At 73.2% G+C, this 16,636-nt stretch carries 17 protein-coding genes and 1 pseudogene; 11 read left to right on the forward strand and 7 right to left on the reverse strand.

Annotated elements, in window-relative coordinates; genetic code table 11:
* Positions 1–127: 127 nt before the first annotated feature.
* Both ACZ5Y0_RS09220 and ACZ5Y0_RS09225 read left to right on the forward strand, forming a co-directional pair.
* Positions 128–778: a TetR/AcrR family transcriptional regulator gene (locus ACZ5Y0_RS09220; RefSeq protein WP_469127981.1), complete on the forward strand. Its 651-nt coding sequence runs from the start codon at positions 128–130 to the stop codon at positions 776–778.
* A gap of 17 nt (positions 779–795) precedes the next feature.
* Positions 796–2,469: an FAD-binding dehydrogenase gene (locus ACZ5Y0_RS09225; RefSeq protein WP_469128042.1), complete on the forward strand. Its 1,674-nt coding sequence runs from the start codon at positions 796–798 to the stop codon at positions 2,467–2,469.
* Between the two features lie 148 nt (positions 2,470–2,617).
* Here the strand turns inward: ACZ5Y0_RS09225 and ACZ5Y0_RS09230 are convergent, their stop codons facing one another.
* Positions 2,618–2,989: a DUF488 domain-containing protein gene (locus ACZ5Y0_RS09230; protein WP_469127982.1), complete on the reverse strand. Its 372-nt coding sequence runs from the start codon at positions 2,987–2,989 to the stop codon at positions 2,618–2,620.
* Positions 2,990–3,141: 152 nt separating this feature from the next.
* On the opposite strand from ACZ5Y0_RS09230, the gene ACZ5Y0_RS09235 reads away from it, so the two are divergent.
* Both ACZ5Y0_RS09235 and ACZ5Y0_RS09240 read left to right on the forward strand, forming a co-directional pair.
* Complete coding sequence (locus tag ACZ5Y0_RS09235; RefSeq protein WP_469127983.1) at positions 3,142–4,539, forward strand: M1 family metallopeptidase; 1,398 nt, start codon at positions 3,142–3,144, stop codon at positions 4,537–4,539.
* A 254-nt stretch (positions 4,540–4,793) separates the two neighbouring features.
* A complete protein-coding gene (locus ACZ5Y0_RS09240) occupies positions 4,794–5,243 on the forward strand; it encodes a DUF6098 family protein (protein WP_469127984.1) in 450 nt (149 codons plus the stop codon).
* Between the two features lie 31 nt (positions 5,244–5,274).
* Here the strand turns inward: ACZ5Y0_RS09240 and ACZ5Y0_RS09245 are convergent, their stop codons facing one another.
* The gene (locus ACZ5Y0_RS09245) at positions 5,275–5,526 is read right to left on the reverse strand and encodes a WhiB family transcriptional regulator (RefSeq protein ID WP_469127985.1); all 252 of its coding nucleotides are present in this window, start codon (positions 5,524–5,526) and stop codon (positions 5,275–5,277) included.
* A 112-nt stretch (positions 5,527–5,638) separates the two neighbouring features.
* Entirely contained in the window at positions 5,639–6,538 is a 900-nt protein-coding gene (locus ACZ5Y0_RS09250; RefSeq protein ID WP_469127986.1) for a LysR family transcriptional regulator ArgP, read from the reverse strand.
* A gap of 69 nt (positions 6,539–6,607) precedes the next feature.
* Here ACZ5Y0_RS09250 and ACZ5Y0_RS09255 point away from each other — a divergent pair, with 69 nt between their 5' ends.
* Entirely contained in the window at positions 6,608–7,222 is a 615-nt protein-coding gene (locus ACZ5Y0_RS09255; protein ID WP_469127987.1) for a LysE/ArgO family amino acid transporter, read from the forward strand.
* 77 nt (positions 7,223–7,299) lie between these two features.
* Positions 7,300–8,685 (forward strand): MFS transporter, encoded by a 1,386-nt coding sequence (locus ACZ5Y0_RS09260; RefSeq protein ID WP_469127988.1) that lies wholly within the window; start codon positions 7,300–7,302, stop codon positions 8,683–8,685.
* Between the two features lie 175 nt (positions 8,686–8,860).
* Here ACZ5Y0_RS09260 and ACZ5Y0_RS09265 read toward each other — a convergent pair.
* The 3 genes and pseudogenes from ACZ5Y0_RS09265 to ACZ5Y0_RS09275 all read right to left on the reverse strand — a co-directional run.
* Positions 8,861–8,974: pseudogene (locus ACZ5Y0_RS09265) on the reverse strand (IS481 family transposase); the annotation flags it as partial.
* Positions 8,975–9,108: 134 nt separating this feature from the next.
* Positions 9,109–9,564: a cyclic nucleotide-binding domain-containing protein gene (locus ACZ5Y0_RS09270; RefSeq protein ID WP_469127989.1), complete on the reverse strand. Its 456-nt coding sequence runs from the start codon at positions 9,562–9,564 to the stop codon at positions 9,109–9,111.
* Positions 9,565–10,236: 672 nt separating this feature from the next.
* The gene (locus ACZ5Y0_RS09275; RefSeq protein ID WP_469127990.1) at positions 10,237–10,458 is read right to left on the reverse strand and encodes a hypothetical protein; all 222 of its coding nucleotides are present in this window, start codon (positions 10,456–10,458) and stop codon (positions 10,237–10,239) included.
* A gap of 209 nt (positions 10,459–10,667) precedes the next feature.
* On the opposite strand from ACZ5Y0_RS09275, the gene ACZ5Y0_RS09280 reads away from it, so the two are divergent.
* The 5 genes from ACZ5Y0_RS09280 (at position 10,668) to ACZ5Y0_RS09300 (ending at position 14,037) form a co-directional block, all read left to right on the forward strand.
* Positions 10,668–11,168 (forward strand): ATP-binding protein, encoded by a 501-nt coding sequence (locus ACZ5Y0_RS09280; protein WP_469127991.1) that lies wholly within the window; start codon positions 10,668–10,670, stop codon positions 11,166–11,168.
* A 215-nt stretch (positions 11,169–11,383) separates the two neighbouring features.
* Positions 11,384–12,220 carry a SigB/SigF/SigG family RNA polymerase sigma factor gene (locus tag ACZ5Y0_RS09285; protein WP_469127992.1) on the forward strand — a complete coding sequence of 279 codons (837 nt, stop codon included), beginning with the start codon at positions 11,384–11,386 and terminating at the stop codon, positions 12,218–12,220.
* 57 nt (positions 12,221–12,277) lie between these two features.
* Positions 12,278–12,529, forward strand: a complete 252-nt coding sequence (locus tag ACZ5Y0_RS09290) for a DUF5133 domain-containing protein (protein WP_469127993.1) — start codon at positions 12,278–12,280, stop codon at positions 12,527–12,529.
* A 207-nt stretch (positions 12,530–12,736) separates the two neighbouring features.
* Positions 12,737–13,576: a DUF1206 domain-containing protein gene (locus tag ACZ5Y0_RS09295; protein WP_469127994.1), complete on the forward strand. Its 840-nt coding sequence runs from the start codon at positions 12,737–12,739 to the stop codon at positions 13,574–13,576.
* A 29-nt stretch (positions 13,577–13,605) separates the two neighbouring features.
* Complete coding sequence (locus tag ACZ5Y0_RS09300) at positions 13,606–14,037, forward strand: hypothetical protein (RefSeq protein ID WP_469127995.1); 432 nt, start codon at positions 13,606–13,608, stop codon at positions 14,035–14,037.
* A 379-nt stretch (positions 14,038–14,416) separates the two neighbouring features.
* Here the strand turns inward: ACZ5Y0_RS09300 and ACZ5Y0_RS09305 are convergent, their stop codons facing one another.
* Positions 14,417–16,612, reverse strand: coding sequence for an FUSC family protein (locus ACZ5Y0_RS09305; protein WP_469127996.1), 2,196 nt, complete (start codon positions 16,610–16,612; stop codon positions 14,417–14,419).
* Positions 16,613–16,636 lie beyond the last annotated feature (24 nt).

A 16,636-nucleotide genomic window follows, 5' to 3' on the forward strand; every position in this document is an offset into this window, starting at 1 on the left:
GCATCCAGCGTACTCGTAATCGAATATACGTTCCATGCGAGGTGGTCGCCCCTCGTCGTCGGCGCACGCCCCTTTCGATACATCAGTGCATCGGATACATTCATGTATCGAACGGGGGGTGTCCGGCATGGCGGCGGAGCAGACGGCGAGGCGTGTCACCCGGCGCCGGGCGCGCACCCGGGCCAACCTCCTCGACGCCGCCTTCGCGGTGTTCGCCGCCAAGGGCTTCGGGCGGGTGTCCATCGAGGAGGTCTGCGAGGCCGCCGGCTACAGCCGGGGCGCCTTCTACTCCAACTTCGCCAGCCTGGACGAGCTGTTCTTCGCGCTCTACCGGCAGCGCGCCGAGCTCATCGCCCGCCAGGTCGCCGACGCCCTCGCCGGGGACGGCCCCGGCCTCGACGTCCCCGCCTCCGTGGACCGCGTCACCGAGGTGCTGCTCCTCGACCACGACTGGCTGCTGGTGAAGACGGACTTCCTCGTGCACGCCGCCCGCGACCCGGCCGTCGCCCGGACCCTGCTCGAACACCGGGCGACGCTGCGCGGCGCCATCGCCGACCGGCTCGGCCGCGACCGGGGCCGCACCGCGCTGCCCGCCGCGCTCGGCGACGCCGACGCCGCCGCCCGCGCGGTGGTCGCCGCGTACGACGGGGTCACCACCCAACTGCTGCTCGACAAGGACGTGGACGGCGCCCGCGCCTGGCTCAAACAGCTCCTGACCGCGCTGCTGACCGAAGGCAGCCCTCACCCCCAAAGCCACGTCGAAAACCACCCCGAATGAGAAGGGCAACGGTCGCCATGGACGCGGACGTCATCGTCGTCGGAGCGGGCCTCGCCGGCCTGGTCGCGGCGCACGAACTCACCAGCAGGGGCCGGCGGGTCGCCCTGGTCGACCAGGAGAACGCCGCCAACCTCGGCGGCCAGGCGTTCTGGTCCTTCGGCGGGCTGTTCCTCGTGGACTCGCCCGAGCAGCGGCGCCTCGGCATCAAGGACTCCCTCGACCTCGCCTGGAGCGACTGGCAGGGCAGCGCGCAGTTCGACCGCACCGACGACGAGGACTCCTGGGCGGTGCGCTGGGCGCGCGCCTACGTCGAGTTCGCGGCCGGCGAGAAGCGGACCTGGCTCGCCGGGCACGGCATCTCCTTCGTGCCGACCGTCGGCTGGGCCGAGCGCGGCGACCTGCGCGCCGACGGACACGGCAACTCCGTGCCCCGCTTCCACGTCGCCTGGGGGACCGGCACGGGCGTCGTCGAACCGTTCGTGCGGTACGCCGAGCAGGCCGCGCGGGACGGGCTGCTCACCTTCCACCACCGCCACCGCGTCGACGAGCTGGTCGTCGAGGCCGGCGCCGCCCGGGGCGTACGCGGCACGGTCCTCGCGCCCGACGACTCACCGCGCGGGGTCTCCTCCAACCGCGACCGCGTCGGCGACTTCGAACTGACCGCCCAGGCCGTAATCGTCACCAGCGGCGGCATCGGCGCCAACCACGACATGGTCCGCCGCCACTGGCCCGAACGCCTCGGCACCCCGCCCGCCGAGATGGTGACCGGCGTCCCGGCCTACGTCGACGGCCGCATGCTCGACATCAGCGCCCAGGCCGGTGTCCGGCTCGTCAACCGCGACCGCATGTGGCACTACACGGAGGGCGTCCGGAACTGGGACCCCATCTGGCCCGGACACGGCATCCGGATCCTGCCCGGCCCGTCGTCGATGTGGTTCGACGCCCTCGGCCGCCGCCTGCCCGACCCCTGTCTGCCGGGCTACGACACCCTCAGCACCCTGCGGCATCTGCGCACCACCGACGACCTCGCCGGACACGACCACTCCTGGTTCGTCCTCACGCGCAAGATCGTCGAGAAGGAGTTCGCGCTGTCGGGCTCCGAGCAGAACCCGGACATCACCGCAAAGGACCGCAAGGCCGTCCTGCGCGACCGCCTCCTCGGCAAGGGCGCGCCCGCCCCCGTGCGGGCCTTCCTGGACCACGGCGCGGACTTCGTCGTCGCCGGCACCCTGGACCGGTTGGTCGAGAAGATGAACGCACTGACGGGCAGAACCCTCCTCGACGCCGACGTCCTCCGTCGTCAGATCCGCGCCCGCGACCTCCAGACGGCCAACCCCTACAGCAAGGACGCCCAGGTGCAGGGCATCCGCAACGCCCGCCGCTACATCGGCGACCGCCTCGGCCGCGTCGCGACCCCGCACCGCATCCTCGACCCCGACGCCGGCCCCCTCATCGCCGTCAAGCTGCACGTCCTCACCCGCAAGACCCTCGGCGGCATCCAGACCGACCTGGACTCGCGCGCCCTCGGCGCCGACGGCAGCCCGGTCGAGGGCCTCTACGCGGCGGGCGAGGTCGCCGGGTTCGGCGGCGGAGGAGTCCACGGCTACAACGCCCTGGAGGGCACCTTCCTCGGCGGCTGCCTCTTCTCGGGACGCGCGGCGGGACGGGCGGCGGCGCGACAGACGGGGTGAGGCCCGGGGCGGCCTCGGGCCGGCCCTCGGCTGGACGGGCCGACCCTCGACAGGGGAGGCGGGCCGACTCCCGGTCGGCGGCCGAGCATCAGGCGCGGCCCGCCGTCGAGTGGGCGGCGCGCCCCGCTGCCGGGCAGGCGGCACGCCCTCAGCCGGCCGGGCCCGCCTGCCCTCGGCCGAGCAGGCGGGCCAGGACGGCCGCGTGACTGTGCTCGGGCTCCTTCACGGCCGTGAGCAGGGTCACCGGCCCCGCGCCCGCCGACTCACGCATGTGATCGAGGAGTTGGGCCGCCTCCGGCTCGGTCAGCTCCGCCTCGTACCGCCGCGCGAACTCCTCGTACGAGCCCTCGCCCGCGTGGTACCAGCGGCGCAGCTCGTTCGACGGGGTCAGCCCCCTGGGCCACTCGTCGACCCGCGCCGCGTCCTTCGCCAGACCGCGCGGCCACAGCCGGTCGACGAGGACACGGACGCCGTCGTCCGGCTCGGGCGGGTCGTACACACGGCGTACGCGGACACTCATGGGCGACCTCTCCACGGGGGGGACGGTGATGCCGAGGGTAAGCACGGGACGCCCGCCCGCGCCGCGCGGCTTGACCTGAACGTGGGCGAATCCGAGGGGCTCGGTGCCTAGTCTGATCACGTTTGATCAACAGCCACCTCCCAGGAGCGAACGTGACACACCTCCGCAGACGCCCCGCCCTCCTCGCGGCCGTACCCCTCGCCGTGACGGCCCTGCTCGCCGCCGCCGATCCCGCGCTCGCGGCCGGTCCGGTGGGCACGCCCGGCGTCGGCGACCCCTATTTCCCACTCGCCGGGAACGGCGGCTACCACGTCGACCACTACGGCCTGACCCTCCGTTACGACCCCGCATCCCGGCACCTCGAGGGCAAAGCCGTCCTCACCGCCCGCGCCAAGCAGTCCCTGAGCCGCTTCGACCTCGACCTGCACGGCCTCAAGGTCACCGCCCTGACCGTCGACCACGTCAAGGCCCGACACCGGCGCGACGGCCAGGAACTCGTCGTCACCCCGCGCCGCGCGCTGCGCCAGGGGGAGCGGTTCCAGGTGACCGTCACCTACTCCGGCACGCCCGGCCCGGTCACCGACCCCGACGGCTCACCGGACGGCTGGATCCCCACCGACGACGGCGCGTTCGTCGCCGGTGAGCCGCAGGGCGCCATGACCTGGTTCCCGGCGAACAACCACCCCACGGACAAGTCGTCGTACGACTTCACGATCACCGTCCCCGCGGGCCGCACGGCCGTCGCCAACGGCGTCTTCCTCGGCAAGCGGACCGCCCACGGCAGCACCACCTACCGCTGGCGGCAGGCCGAGCCCATGGCCGCCTACCTCGCCACGGCCACCGTCGGCACCTTCCAGGTCCGGCAGTACACCACCCGCGACGGCATCAAGGTCTACGACGCCGTCGATCCTCGCGAGGCGGCCGCGGCCAAGCCCGTGCTGGCGAAGCTGCCCTCCGTACTGGAGTGGGGGAGCGGCCTGTTCGGCCCGTATCCGTACCGCGCGGCCGGGTCCATCGTGGATCACGCCCCGGACGTCGGCTACGCCCTGGAGACCCAGACCCGGCCCGTCTACGACAGCGCGCCCGACCTGAGCACGCTCGTCCACGAGAGCGCCCACCAGTGGTTCGGCGACTCCGTCTCGCTCACCTCCTGGAAGGACATCTGGCTCAACGAGGGCTTCGCCACCTACGCCGAGTGGCTCTACGCCGAGCAGCACGGCGGGGAGAGCGCGCAGGCCGCGTTCGACGCGCTGTACGCCCGCCCGGCGAGCGACGGTCTGTGGGCGTTCCCGCCCGGTGACCCCGGCAGCGGCGCGAACATCTTCGGCACGCCCGTCTACGCCCGCGGCGCCATGGCCCTGCACGCCCTGCGCACCGAGGTCGGCGACCGCGCGTTCTTCCGCGTCCTGCGTGCCTGGGCGTCCGCCCACCGCGACGGCAACGGCACCACGGTCCAGTTCGAGCGCCTGGCGGAGAAGGTGTCCGGCAAGGATCTCGGAAGTGTGTTCAAGACCTGGCTCTACGCTCCGGGAAAGCCCGACCGACCCTGAGGATCCGCCCAGTTCCTCAGACCTCGGCCCAGGTCGAGTCATGATCACGCATCGCGCCCGCGCAGCGAGATCGAGGCGAGAGCGCGCAGTCCCGTCCGGCCGCCGACGTCATACCGCTGCCCGCTGCCCGCTGCCACGGCACCGCGGGACGGCTGAGTCTTCAGGGACGGTCCGGGCGCCTGATTCCCTCCGGGCGGTGCGGGTACCCCGGTGCCGGACGGCGGAGGACGCCCTGACGGAGTAGGAGGTCAATCATGAGTTCGTCCGACGACCTGCCGGTCGCACGCTCCCTGACCGAACTGGCTGACCTGGTCGTACGGCGGAGAGGGCTGTTCGTCCGCTGGTCGCGCGGACCCGGCACGGACCTCGGCAGGGCTTCCAGCATCGATGACCTGACCGGCCTCCCGATGCCCGGCCTGTCGGCGAACCCCCTGGACGTCGAGGACTGGTGGGAGGGCCGCTCCCGCACCCTCTGGGTGGCCCGGCGCCTGTACGACTACGCGCACCTGCCGCACGAGAAGGGCACCGGCGTGCGCCCCTGGATCCTCACGGGACGGGAGATCGGCCGGGGCCCTGACAACGAGCCGCTCGTGACCGACGTACGGCCGTTGTGCTGGATCGACCCGTCGGTGATCGACGAAGCGCGCGAGGAGATGGCGCGGCTGGAGGCGGCATGGGGCCCGCTGCGGCGGACGGGCCGGTGAGTACCGGCCCGTCCGCCCATGGGGCCCCGGCTCATGAACTGCGCTGCCGCGCCCTGATGCGCCGCTTGAGGGAGCGCCGTTCGGTCTCGCTCGTGCCGCCCCAGACCCCTAGCCCCTGATCGGTCTCCAGCGCCCACTCCAGGCACGGGGCCTGTACCGGGCAGCCCCGGCAGACCGTCTTCGCCTGCTCGGTCTGTAGGAGTGCCGGCCCCGAGGTACCGATCGGGAAGAAGAGTTCCGGGTCCTCTTGGCGGCACGCGGCGCGCTGTCGCCAGTCGTCCATCGAAGTCACCTGCGATCGAAGTCGGTTCGAATGGGTTGCTCCCGATCGGGTCACCGGTGAGGCCGAAGTGAAACCGCGCCGGGCAGGCCGGTGGCCATGATCCGACGAGTGCTCAGCTCCGCAGGGTCTGCGCCGCGGTCGCCGCGACGGCGGTCGTCACGGCGGCGAGGGCGGGGGAATCGAGCTTCCACTGCTGCCAGAACAGGGGGACGTCGAGGGGGCGTTCCGGCGCGAGTGAGATCAGGTGCCCGGCCGTCAGCAGTCCTTCGGCCTGCATCTCGGGCACCATGCCCCAGCCGAGCCCGGCCACCACCGCGTCGAGGAACCCCTCCGAGGTCGGCACCGCGTGTCGCAGCCGGCTCGCGCCGTCGGGGCCGCGCCGCAGCCGGCGTACGAAGGCGTCCTGGAGGTCGTCGCGCCGATCGAAGGTGACCACGGGCGCCCGCGTGAGCCCCTCGCCCAGCGGCATGCCGTCGAGGAAGGCCGCGGCGAAGTCCGGGCTCGCCGCCGCGAAGTAGCGCATCGAGCCCAAGGGCCTGACCGAGCAGCCGGTGACGGCGTCCGGCAACGAGGTCACCGCGGCCATCACCAGGCCCTCCCGCAGCAGTTCCGCCGTCCGGGTCTCGTCCTCCCGGTGCAGCTCGAAGCAGAACCGCGGCTCGCGCGGTACGCGGGTGAGGGCGGGCAGGAACCAGGTGGCGAGCGAGTCGGCGTTGACCGCCACGGTGACGCGGGTCGGATCCCCGGCGCCGCTCATGCCCAGCTCGGACCGTGTGTCGCGCTCCAGCCGGGCCAGCTGCCGGGCGAACCGAACGACGATCTCCCCGGACTCCGTCGGTCGCACCGGCTTGGTGCGCAGCAGCAGGACCCGTCCCGTGCGCTGTTCCAGCGCCTTCACCCGCTGGCTGACCGCCGAGGGCGTCACGTGCAGCGCGGCGGCCGCGGCGTCGAAGGTGCCCTCGTCGACCACGGCAAGCAGGGTGCGGACCTGGTCCAGGGGCAGATCTGTCATCACAATCACTAATGATACGTAAGAATCTTTAGCTGTACCTGCGGTGATTCCCTCTTTAGCGTGGGCCTCATGTCCACCTCCCTCGCCGCCGCGGCGGCCGGCTTCGGCACCGGTCTGTCCCTCATCGTCGCCATCGGCGCACAGAACGCCTTCGTCCTGCGCCAGGGCATCCGCCGCGACGCCGTCCTCGCCGTCGTCGCCATCTGCGCCCTGTCCGACGCCGTCCTCATCACCCTCGGTGTGGCCGGGGTGGGCGCGCTGGTGGTGGCCTGGCCGGGCGTCCTGACCGCCGTCGCCTGGCTCGGCGGCGCCTTCCTGCTCTGCTACGGCGCCCTCGCCGCCCGCCGGGTGCTCAAGCCGGGCGGTGCCCTGGAGACGACGGGCGAGGCCGCGGGCTCCCGGCGGCGGGCGGTCCTCACCTGCCTCGCGATGACCTGGCTCAACCCGCACGTCTACCTCGACACCGTCTTCCTGCTGGGCACCGTGGCCGCCGACCGCGGCGCGCTGCGCTGGACCTTCGGCCTCGGTGCGGCGGCGGCCAGCCTGTGCTGGTTCGCCGCGCTGGGCTTCGGCGCCCGGTTGCTCGGCCGCTTCCTGGTCCGGCCCGGCGCCTGGCGCGTCCTGGACGGACTCGTCGCCGTCACGATGATCACCCTCGGTGCCACCCTCATCGCGGGAGCCTGAGCGGCCGTGACGCCGCGGTCCGAGCTGCGATAGTGACCCCCGGACAAGAAAAGGTGTAACGAGCAACCAGGGACTCCGTGAACACGAGCGAGAGCAACGACGCACCCGAGGCCAGGGCCCAAACCGAGAGCGTCGGGCAGACTTCCGGCCCCAGCCCCGTTCCCGATTCGGGTCCCCTTCCCGGTTCGGGCCCCGATTCCGGTCCGCGGGGCGAGGCACGGCGCGGCTGGCGCCGCTGGGGGATGGACACCCGTCCGCTGCACCGGCCCGCGTACCGCCGACTGTGGTCCTCGACCATCGTCACCGCGGTGGGCAGCCAGCTCACCGCCGTCGCCGTACCCAAGCAGGTCTACGACATCACCGGATCCTCCGCCTGGGTCGGCTACGCCAGCCTCGCGGGACTGCTGCCCATGGTGGTGTTCGCGCTGTGGGGCGGCGCGGTCGCCGACACCATGGACCGGCGCAAGCTGCTGCTGATCACCAACACCGGTATCGCCGTCACCTCCGTCTTCTTCTGGCTCCAGGCCGCCGCGGGACTCGACTCGGTGGCGGTGCTGATGGTGCTGCTCGCCACCCAGCAGGCGTTCTTCGGCCTCAACGCGCCGGCCCGTACCGCCTCCATCGCCCGCCTCGTCCCCGCCGGTGAACTGGCCGCCGCCAACGCCCTCGGTTCGACCGTCATGCAGACCGGTCTGGTCGCCGGCCCGCTGCTGGCGGGTGCCCTGATACCCGTCATCGGCCTGCCGGAGCTGTACCTGCTCGACGCGCTCGCCCTGTGCGTGACGCTGTGGGCCGTCGCCCGCCTGCCCGCGCTGCCGCCGCTCGACGGCTCGGTCGCACGGCGCGCGGGACTGCGCGAGATCCTGGCGGGGTTCCGCTACATCGCACGGCACAAGGTGCTGCTGCTCTCCTTCCTCGCGGACGTCGTCGCGATGGTCTTCGGCATGCCCCGCGCCCTCTTTCCGCAACTGGCCGCCGAGACGTACGCGCCCTACGGGGAGGGTCTGGCGCTCGGTCTGCTGTTCGCCGCCGTCCCCATCGGTGCGGTGCTCGGCGGCCTGTTCTCCGGCACGTTCTCGCGGGCCCGCCGGCACGGTTGGATGGTCATCGGCGCCGTCGTCGCCTGGGGCGCGGCGATCGCCGGTTTCGGGCTGAGCGGCAGCCTGTGGCTCGCGGTGGTGTTCCTGGCCGCCGCGGGCGTCGCCGACATGGTCTCCATGGTCTTCCGCGGCGCGATCCTGCTGTCCGCGGCCACCGACGAGATGCGCGGTCGCATGCAGGGCGTCTTCACGGTCGTCGTCGCGGGTGGCCCGCGCCTGGCCGACGTGCTCCACGGCACGGCGGGCGCGGCCTTCGGCCCCCGCGCGGCGGTGGCGGGCGGCGGCCTGCTGGTCGTCGCCGTGATGCTGGGCCTGGCGGCCGCGGCACCGGCTCTGCGGCGGTACCGCGTCCAGGTGTACTGACCGGACAGGTCGGTGAGGCGGCCGGCCGGTGGCCGGCCGCCGATGCCGGTGTGGGGTCGGTGGTAGCCAGGCACAGCGTGCCCTCGGCGGCGTTCGCGGGCTCCAGCAGCGTCTCGGCTGTCGTCGGCGACGAGACCGGGTGTACCCGTGTCCGGCCAGTCGGGGAACGCGGCCTGGCGTCCGCGGTCCGAGGTGTAGGGCCGGTGGTAGGCCCACTCGTCGCCGAGCAGGGTGCGGTGGAAGCGTTCGACCGTGGCGTTGGTCTGGGCCGCCAGGGCCTGGTCCGGCGGGGCTGATGACCGGCGCGCGGCAGGTCTGCGCGGACGGGCGGACGACGCCTCTGCCCAGACGCGACCCGGCCCCCACGCCCGCATGACGGGGGACGTGTTCCCAGGGGCCGGGAAGGAGCCGGGCCGGCGCCGGTCAGATGACTCCGCGGCGGTGCATGCCGTACTGCTCCATGAGCTTGCCCCGGGTCGTCTCCAGGCGGTGGGCGAGGATCTCCGCCACGATGCGGACCAGGGAGAGGCCGAGCGCGGGGTCCTCCTCGCACAGCTTGAGCACCGGCCGGGCCTCGAACTCGTAGGCGCGGACCGGGCTGAACGCCTCCGCGCCGAAGTCCCACTGGTACGGCGGGAACAGCCAGGACCAGCCGAGCAGGTCGCCGGCGCCGAGACTGGCGACGGTGACCCGGTGTACGGACGTCACCCGCTGGTCGAGGGAGACCGCGCCGGAGCGGATGACCCAGAACCGGTCGGCCGTGCCGCCCGCCTCGAAAATCCTGGTGTCCTCCGGGAAGGACACCTCGCGGGCGAGGGTCATCAGGTGCTGGCGTTGGGGCGGGGGGAGGGCGGTCAGCAGCTTTGTGGCTTGGGTCATGGCGCGGGGCTCCTCGCCGGCGATGGTTCCGGGACGTTCCCTGGGGCCTCGCGGCCCTAAGCCCATTTCAGCCGCTGCGGGCGCCTCGGGCACCTCGGCGGTGGCATGTTTTGTCCGCGGGCATGGGCAGGCCCTGGCTGGACGGGGGAAACCAGCCAGGGCCGCCACATGCGGCATGCGGAGGAGTGGAACTCGACTCCGCCACCACTGGGTGAACCGTAAACCATTCCGGCACCTTTCACCCAGTCATAACCCGGTCACGTGACCTGTTTCACTGCTGTCGCGCCCGCGTCCCGAGTCGCGTGCCCCGAGCCGCGCCGCCCGCCCCGCTCACGCCGCGGTCCCGCGGGAGCACCCTGGCCGTGTCGAGCCGCCGGTCGGTCGGTCCGATGTGCCGCCGCGGGCCGGCAGCGGCCCGCTGGGAAGAAGGCGTCGGCGCGCCGCCGCCCCCGGCGGATACGGCGTCCGGTCGGCGCGCCACAGACGGCGCCGGCGGATACGGCGGCGCCGTCGCGCGCCCGCCCCGTCGGTCGGAGCCGCCACGCCCGCTGCGACGGGTGTGCTGTGTGCCGCTCGCAGCGATCCGGGGCCGCAGGGCTCATCGACCGCCGCCCTGCGGCCCGGGTGCCCGAGCCCCCGCCCGTCCCGCGGGCATCGGGGAAAAGGACCTCGTCAGGTGCTGTTCGTGTGGTGCCCCGGCGTCACGATCTCCTCGAGTACTTCGAGGACCGCCTCGTACGCCAGGCTCCGGACATGCGCGTCGCGCGCCGCGTCCGGATCGGTACGGCCCAGCTCCTCGCTCCGGGATCGAAGGGTCCGCAGCTCCTCGCGCGCGCAGGTCCTGGCGCGCTGGATGCGCCGCAGCAGTTCGTCCGAGTCCACGACATCCGTCATGTGGTCCGCCTACCCCCGCGCGGTCCGTCGATGACCACGATCCTTCGTCGATCCCCCGCCGCCGTCGACGGCCTCACCGGATCCTGCCGAATGCCCGGAAAGGCAGGTTTGGCCTCGCCTCCCGGGGCCAGCCGGAAGGGAGAGGGCGGTGCCCGCCCGGCGGGGGAGAGGGTCCACCGATCAGTCGAAGACGTCAGGAGAGCGAAAGGATGCGTGCGAACGCGAAGCACTGGACCGACCGCACGAGCAGGTCGGACAGGTCCGACAGGTCCGACCGCACCGAAAGGACCGACCGCGCGGACGGAGCGCTTCCGGTGCACTGCCACGGGGACGGCCCCTGCCTGCCGGCCGACGTCCGCAGCGCCGTCCGGCGCGCGATCGACCGACGAGGCAAGGGGGCCCGCGGCCCCTACGACGAGGCGGCCGTCTCCGACGCGCTGCTCGTCGCCTCGGAACTCACCACCAACGCCATCCTCCACGGAGGCGGCGTCACCGGCTTCGACGTGGACATGGACGGGCGGGCCGTGCGGGTCTCCGTGAGCGACCGCAGCGACCGGCTGCCCGTGGTCCGCGACCCGCTCGACGCCCAGGGGCGGCGCCGTACCGGCGGTCGGGGCTGGTCCATCGTCTGCCGGCTGGCTCGCGACGTCCGGGTGTCCGGCCTGCCGTCCGGCGGCAAGCGGATCACCGCCGTGGTTCCCGTATGGTGATCCGCCGTCTCGGTCGCACCGACCCTCCGATCACCTTTCCCGGCGACCGGAGTTTGTTCGTCCGGACGCAGGGCAGACGGAGGTTCGTGCTTCGGACCGGAGGCGCGCCGACGGGAGCGGTATGACCGCTCCGGGGCGCTTCGGATGCCCCGGACGGCAGCGACCCTCCCTCTCGTGGTCATACCCCTGACTCCACCGTTCAGGAGCGATTTCGCATGCTCATCGACATGTCGACAAGCCGTCCCCCCACCACCGCCCCGAACTCGACCCCCCAGTCCCGCAGGACCCACGACGACGCTCCCGACACGGCAAGCCTGTTCATCCGGCTGACCACGATGGAGGAAGGGCCCGACCGGGACGCCGTACGCGACCGGATCGTCACCGCCTGGCTGCCCATGGCCCATCGGATCGCCGGCCGTTTCCGCGACCGCGGCGAGGCCATCGAGGACCTCCGGCAGGTGGCGGCGCTCGGCCTGGTGAAAGCGGTCGACCGCTTCGACCCGGAACGCGGCGCCTTCGAGAGCTACGCCGTCCCCACCATCACCGGGGAGATCAAGCGCCACTTCCGGGACCGGATGTGGGCCCTGCGGGTGCCCCGCCGCGTGCAGGAACTGCGCAACAAGGTGCGCGTCGCCCGACGCGAGCTGGCCCAGACCCCCGGCGCGCCGGAGCCGTCGACCGCCGACCTCGCCGCCCACACCGGCCTCACCGAGGAGGAGGTCGTCGCGGGCCTCGAAGCCCTGGAGAGCTTCAGCACCCTGTCGCTGGACGCCGAACTCCCCGCCGGCGACGACGGCTACAGCCTCGCGGACACCCTCGGCGCCCCCGAGGTCTCCTACGACATCGTGGTCGACCGCGAGTCCGCCAAGGAGAGCCTGCGCCGTCTTCCGGAGCGCGAGCGGGCCATCCTCTACATGCGCTTCTTCGAGGACATGACGCAGAGCCGCATCGCCGACCGGCTCGGCATTTCCCAGATGCACGTCTCGCGGCTCATCAGCCGCAGCTGCGCCCAGGTGCGCCAGGAAGCGATGGGGCGATCGGACGACCGCTGATCCCCGCCCCGCCAGCCGTACGCACTCACCCCCGTTTCGGACAAGGAGCGACCTCTGATGCTGATGCCCCATCCTGCCGTCCTGCGCACCCTCGTCGCCGAGTACGAGGCCGCGACGGCGGCCGGATCGCACGCGACCGCCACGCGGGCGCAGGACCTCGCCTACACGCTGTGCGTCTCCACCGGGACCCGCGACGTGGTCCAGGCGCTGGAGGTGGCCCGGGGCTGGCTCACCGCGGCCACCGACATCGACGCCCCGGCCCGCCAGACCACTCGCACCACCGAGCACGGGCCCCACGCCTACGCCTGACCGGCCGGCGCCCGAACGTCCCGCCGCGGCCCGTCCGCGGCGGGACTTCCGTGTGGGTCGGGCAGGTGCGAGTGGCGCCTGTGAGTACGGCGCCCGGGCGCGTCCGCGCGTGTGGCGTTCGTGTGCGGGGTCTGTGTGCGGAGTCTGTGTGTGCGGGGCCCGAGCCGGGGCATCCGGGTCTCCCGGGACTCTTTCAGGAGGTTTGACATGAACGCGAGTGCCCTGGCGCGGAACGGTCGTACCGAGGCCGAGCGCGCGGCGCGGGGTTCGGTCACGCAGGGGGCCGCGCGGGCCGGACTGGCCGCGCGCGGAGTGATCTACCTGCTCGTCGGGGCGCTGGCCCTCCAGATCGCCTTCGGCGAGAACAAGAAACGGCAGGCCGACCGGCAGGGTGCCCTAGCCGAGATAGCGGAGAGACCCTTCGGCTCCGTCCTGCTCTGGGCCCTCGGGATCGGCCTGGTCGGCATGGCGCTGTGGCGGCTGTCGGAGGTGGTCTTCGGCTCCGTCGGACCGGACGGCCGCAAGGCGAAGAAGCGCCTGCTGGCCCTCGCCCGCTGCGTCTTCTACGGCTTCGTCGCCTACTCCGTCCTCGCCTTCGCCGCCGGATCGGGTGACGGCGGAGGGTCGAGCGACCAGCAGTCCCGCGACGTCACCGCGCGGGTGCTGGACCTTCCCGGCGGGCGGTGGATCGTCGGCGCGGTCGGCGTCGGGATCGTCGTCGCCGGCCTCTGGATCGGCGGCCGGGCCGTCCTGCGCAAGTACCGGAAGAAGCTGCGGCTCGAGCAGATGTCCGAGCGGACGCGCCGCCTGGTGGACGTCACCGGAGTGGCCGGCGGCGCGGCGCGTGGCCTGGTGTTCGCGGTGGCGGGCGCCTTCGCCGTGCGCGCGGCCGTCGACTACGAGCCCGACAAGGCCAAGGGGCTCGACGACACCCTGCGCTCTTTCGCCGAGACGCCCGCCGGGCCGTGGTTGCTGGCCTGCGTGGCGGCCGGTCTGGTGCTGTTCGGGGTGTTCTCCTTCGCGATGGCACGCTGGCGGAAGGTCTGAACATGCCTTCGGAGGGGAACCCGGGGGAGATGAACGAATCCGAGTTCCCGTCGGACGGACGGCCCGTGGACATGTACCTCGACCTCCTGCGCGTCCGCATGGACAGCGAGGACTTCGCGATGCTGCTCAAGGTCGTCGCGCCCGCTCTGCGTGCCCTCGACGAACAATCCGTCCCGACCCTCGACTTCGCGCTCGACCCGCAGGAGACCGAGGAACTGCCCCAGGAGATCCGCGACGAGGCCGCCCTGGTCATCGCCACGGCCGTCACCGGCCGACTGGACAACCAGCTCGTCGAGATCCAGGTCGACGGGACCGGCCCGGTCCGCGTGGTCACCGACGCGGTGACCGCCTCCGACCCGGACCGCCTGGCCGAGATCGCCGGCTGCATCCAGCAGCGTCAGAACGACACGGAAGAACTGCGCGGCATCGCGGCGGCGAGCGGCCTGCCGACGGACTTCTGACCTCGGTCGGGCCGCACGACCACCTCGGGCGCCCGCCCCGACGCCGACCGGCGCGAGGCGGGCGCCCGTTCCGCGTGGCCGGCGCACCGCGGGTCGGCGTCGGGGCAGGCGCCCGAAGCACGCGCGCGCAGCAGGGCCAGAAGTCCGTCGTCCGGCATCCCCGGCCTCGCCACGGTCACGTGGGACCGGAGGCCGGTGGCGGGGCGGACGGACGCCCACCGACGTCGGCCGGTCGCCGCGCTGCCGCGGGGCCACCGAGGACGCGGCACACGCGCGTGACCCTGCCGTACCAGGTCCTCGAGGCCCTTGGCGAGGTCGAGGGCCTTCTTCACGTCCGGCTCGCCGGTCCTGCCGTCAGGGTGTCCCGCTCGTTGCGCCCCTACCTCTCCGGCGACGCCACCGCGACCCCCAGCGGCCGGGCGAGGCCGGTCACCGCTTCGTCCAGGCGTTGCAGGTGGCGCAGGACGCGGTCGGTGACGCGGCCGTAACGGGACGCGCCGGGTGCGCCCGGGCCGAGGAGGGAGGCGACGCTCGCCCCGGTGCGGACCTCGACGCCGCTGCGGTCGTCGGCGACGCGAGCGGCGATGGCGCCGATGTTGTGCAGGATGCGCTGCCCGGCACCGCGCAGCCGGGGGTCGGCCGCGATGGACGGGTGGGTCGGCAGCAGCTCGGCCGTGGCCGCGAGCGACCGGGCGTGGTAGGCGCAGGTCTCCAGCAGGGCGACGACGTACTGGGCGGTGTCCCGCCGGGTACGCAGCGGGGTGACCGGATGGGTCAGCGGCTGTGTCGCGGAGCGCAGGTCGGCCAGCGCCTGGTCCAGTTCCCGGGCCCGGTCCAGCAGCTCGGTCGGCGGCCCGCCGCTGAGCTGTTCCACGGCGGCCCCGGTGACGTCGGTCAGCCGTTCGAGGACGGTCGTGAGCAGCTCGTCCGTCCGCCGGTCCGTGCGCACCGGCAGTACCAAGGCCGCCGCGACCACTCCGCAGGCCACCCCCAGCGCCGTCTCCTCCACGCGCAGTACCAGCACCTCGAGGCTGTAGGTGTGCAGCAGCGTGTACAGCACGCCCAGCGCGGCGGTGACGAAGAACGACATCAGGGTGTAGGACAGCGGTGCCGTGTAGAACATCGCGAACACGCACAGCAGCACCACCGCGAACGCCGTCCACGTGTGGTGACCGACCAGTCCCGCGAGCCCGATCCCCGCGACCACACCGAGCGCGGTGCCGAGCAGTCGCCGGTATCCCTTGACCAGGATCTCCCCGGTGGAAGCGGTGTTGAGGAACACGATCCAGCAGGTCAGGACCGCCCAGTACCAGCGGTGCGTGGACAGCAGCTCGCCGCCGACGATGGCCAGCGCCGAGCCGACGGCGACCTGGACGGCCGCGCGGGTGGTCGGCCGCCGCAGCCCCGTGGGCTTGTCCGCGGTCCCCTCGGCGGCCTCCGACCCGCCGATCGCCGCGTCCTCCGCGTCCAGCTCCTCCCGGGAACGGGCGGTCTCGGGGCTGTCGTCGGACTCGTCCTGCGGCCCGTCGAGCGCGATGCGCAGGCCGAGGACCGCGCGGGCGCTCTCACCGACGCCCCGGAAGACGTCCCGCACGGCCGGGGAGGCGGGCGGCAGGCTCTCCTCGTCGCGGTAGCCGAGCAGCCGGTTGCGGACCTGCGCGAGCCCGGTGCCGTCGGCGACGGGATGCCGTACCAGCAGGCGCAGTGCCCGCAGGTCGCGGCGGAGCAGGTCCGTCGCCTCCTCCCGCATCGGCGGCTGACCGCCCCCGGGGACCGGCGCGCCCGGCAGATGCAGGGTCAGTGTGTCCGCGCGCGCGGTGCTGCGCGCCGTCAGCAGCAGCAGCCCCAGCCGCTCGGCGGCGATCTCCGCGTCGGCGACCCGGCGCTGCACCAGCCGGGCGGTCGCCTCGTCCGGCGTGCCCTCCTCCAGCCGGCCGTGGATCATCATGGCGGTCTCGTGCAGCCGGGCCGTGCCGGTACGCACGCGCGCCAGTGCCTTGTCCATCTCGTCCGGACCGGCGTCGAGCAGTTCCAGCTGGGCGTCGAGCAACTGCGCGAAGCGCGCCCTGAAGGCCTGCCGCAGCCGCAGCAGGATGCCCTTCGGCGTCTGCGGCACCAGCGCGAACCGAGCCAGCGCGCTGCACGCGAAGGCGACGGCGAGGACCCCCCAGAGGCCGGGCAGGAGGTGCCGGGTGGCGCCCACGAACAGGGACAGGAAGTAGACCTGGAAGCCGATCAGGCCGAGCGCGGTGCCCCGGTCGCCGAACCGGCGCCCGTACACCGCGCAGAAGATGAGCACGACGAAGAGGACGTCGCCGGCCACCACATGGGAACTCAGCAGGGCCGCCAGGGACACCGACGCCAGCGCGACCGGCAGTCCCAGTGCCAGAGTCACTGCCTGCGGGCCCCACCGCTTCTCCCGGACGGCGAACGTGGCGACCATCGCGGCGATGGCTCCCGCGACCAGACGCGTGATGTCCGCGCCCAGCGGGGACAGCACGGCCAACGTGAGGGTGATCGCGCCGACCGTCCGCAGCCCGGCCGCGAGCCGCAGAAGCCCGGGATCGGATGCCATGACCCGGTCCCGTACCCCGGCCGC

It is taken from the genome of Streptomyces sp. NPDC033216 (assembly GCF_055577115.1).

Bases quoted from the DNA above. Each gene is read 5' to 3' on its own strand.
- ACZ5Y0_RS09305 (WP_469127996.1), bottom strand. From the start codon at position 16,612: ATGGCATCCGATCCCGGGCTTCTGCGGCTCGCGGCCGGGCTGCGGACG.
- ACZ5Y0_RS09250 (WP_469127986.1), bottom strand. From the start codon at position 6,538: ATGACAGATCTGCCCCTGGACCAGGTCCGCACCCTGCTTGCCGTGGTC.
- ACZ5Y0_RS09295 (WP_469127994.1), top strand. From the start codon at position 12,737: ATGAACGCGAGTGCCCTGGCGCGGAACGGTCGTACCGAGGCCGAGCGC.
- ACZ5Y0_RS09275 (WP_469127990.1), bottom strand. From the start codon at position 10,458: ATGACGGATGTCGTGGACTCGGACGAACTGCTGCGGCGCATCCAGCGC.
- ACZ5Y0_RS09290 (WP_469127993.1), top strand. From the start codon at position 12,278: ATGCTGATGCCCCATCCTGCCGTCCTGCGCACCCTCGTCGCCGAGTAC.
- ACZ5Y0_RS09270 (WP_469127989.1), bottom strand. From the start codon at position 9,564: ATGACCCAAGCCACAAAGCTGCTGACCGCCCTCCCCCCGCCCCAACGC.
- ACZ5Y0_RS09225 (WP_469128042.1), top strand. From the start codon at position 796: ATGGACGCGGACGTCATCGTCGTCGGAGCGGGCCTCGCCGGCCTGGTC.
- ACZ5Y0_RS09240 (WP_469127984.1), top strand. From the start codon at position 4,794: ATGAGTTCGTCCGACGACCTGCCGGTCGCACGCTCCCTGACCGAACTG.
- ACZ5Y0_RS09230 (WP_469127982.1), bottom strand. From the start codon at position 2,989: ATGAGTGTCCGCGTACGCCGTGTGTACGACCCGCCCGAGCCGGACGAC.
- ACZ5Y0_RS09285 (WP_469127992.1), top strand. From the start codon at position 11,384: ATGCTCATCGACATGTCGACAAGCCGTCCCCCCACCACCGCCCCGAAC.
- ACZ5Y0_RS09245 (WP_469127985.1), bottom strand. From the start codon at position 5,526: ATGGACGACTGGCGACAGCGCGCCGCGTGCCGCCAAGAGGACCCGGAA.
- ACZ5Y0_RS09255 (WP_469127987.1), top strand. From the start codon at position 6,608: ATGTCCACCTCCCTCGCCGCCGCGGCGGCCGGCTTCGGCACCGGTCTG.
- ACZ5Y0_RS09220 (WP_469127981.1), top strand. From the start codon at position 128: ATGGCGGCGGAGCAGACGGCGAGGCGTGTCACCCGGCGCCGGGCGCGC.
- ACZ5Y0_RS09280 (WP_469127991.1), top strand. From the start codon at position 10,668: ATGCGTGCGAACGCGAAGCACTGGACCGACCGCACGAGCAGGTCGGAC.
- ACZ5Y0_RS09300 (WP_469127995.1), top strand. From the start codon at position 13,606: ATGAACGAATCCGAGTTCCCGTCGGACGGACGGCCCGTGGACATGTAC.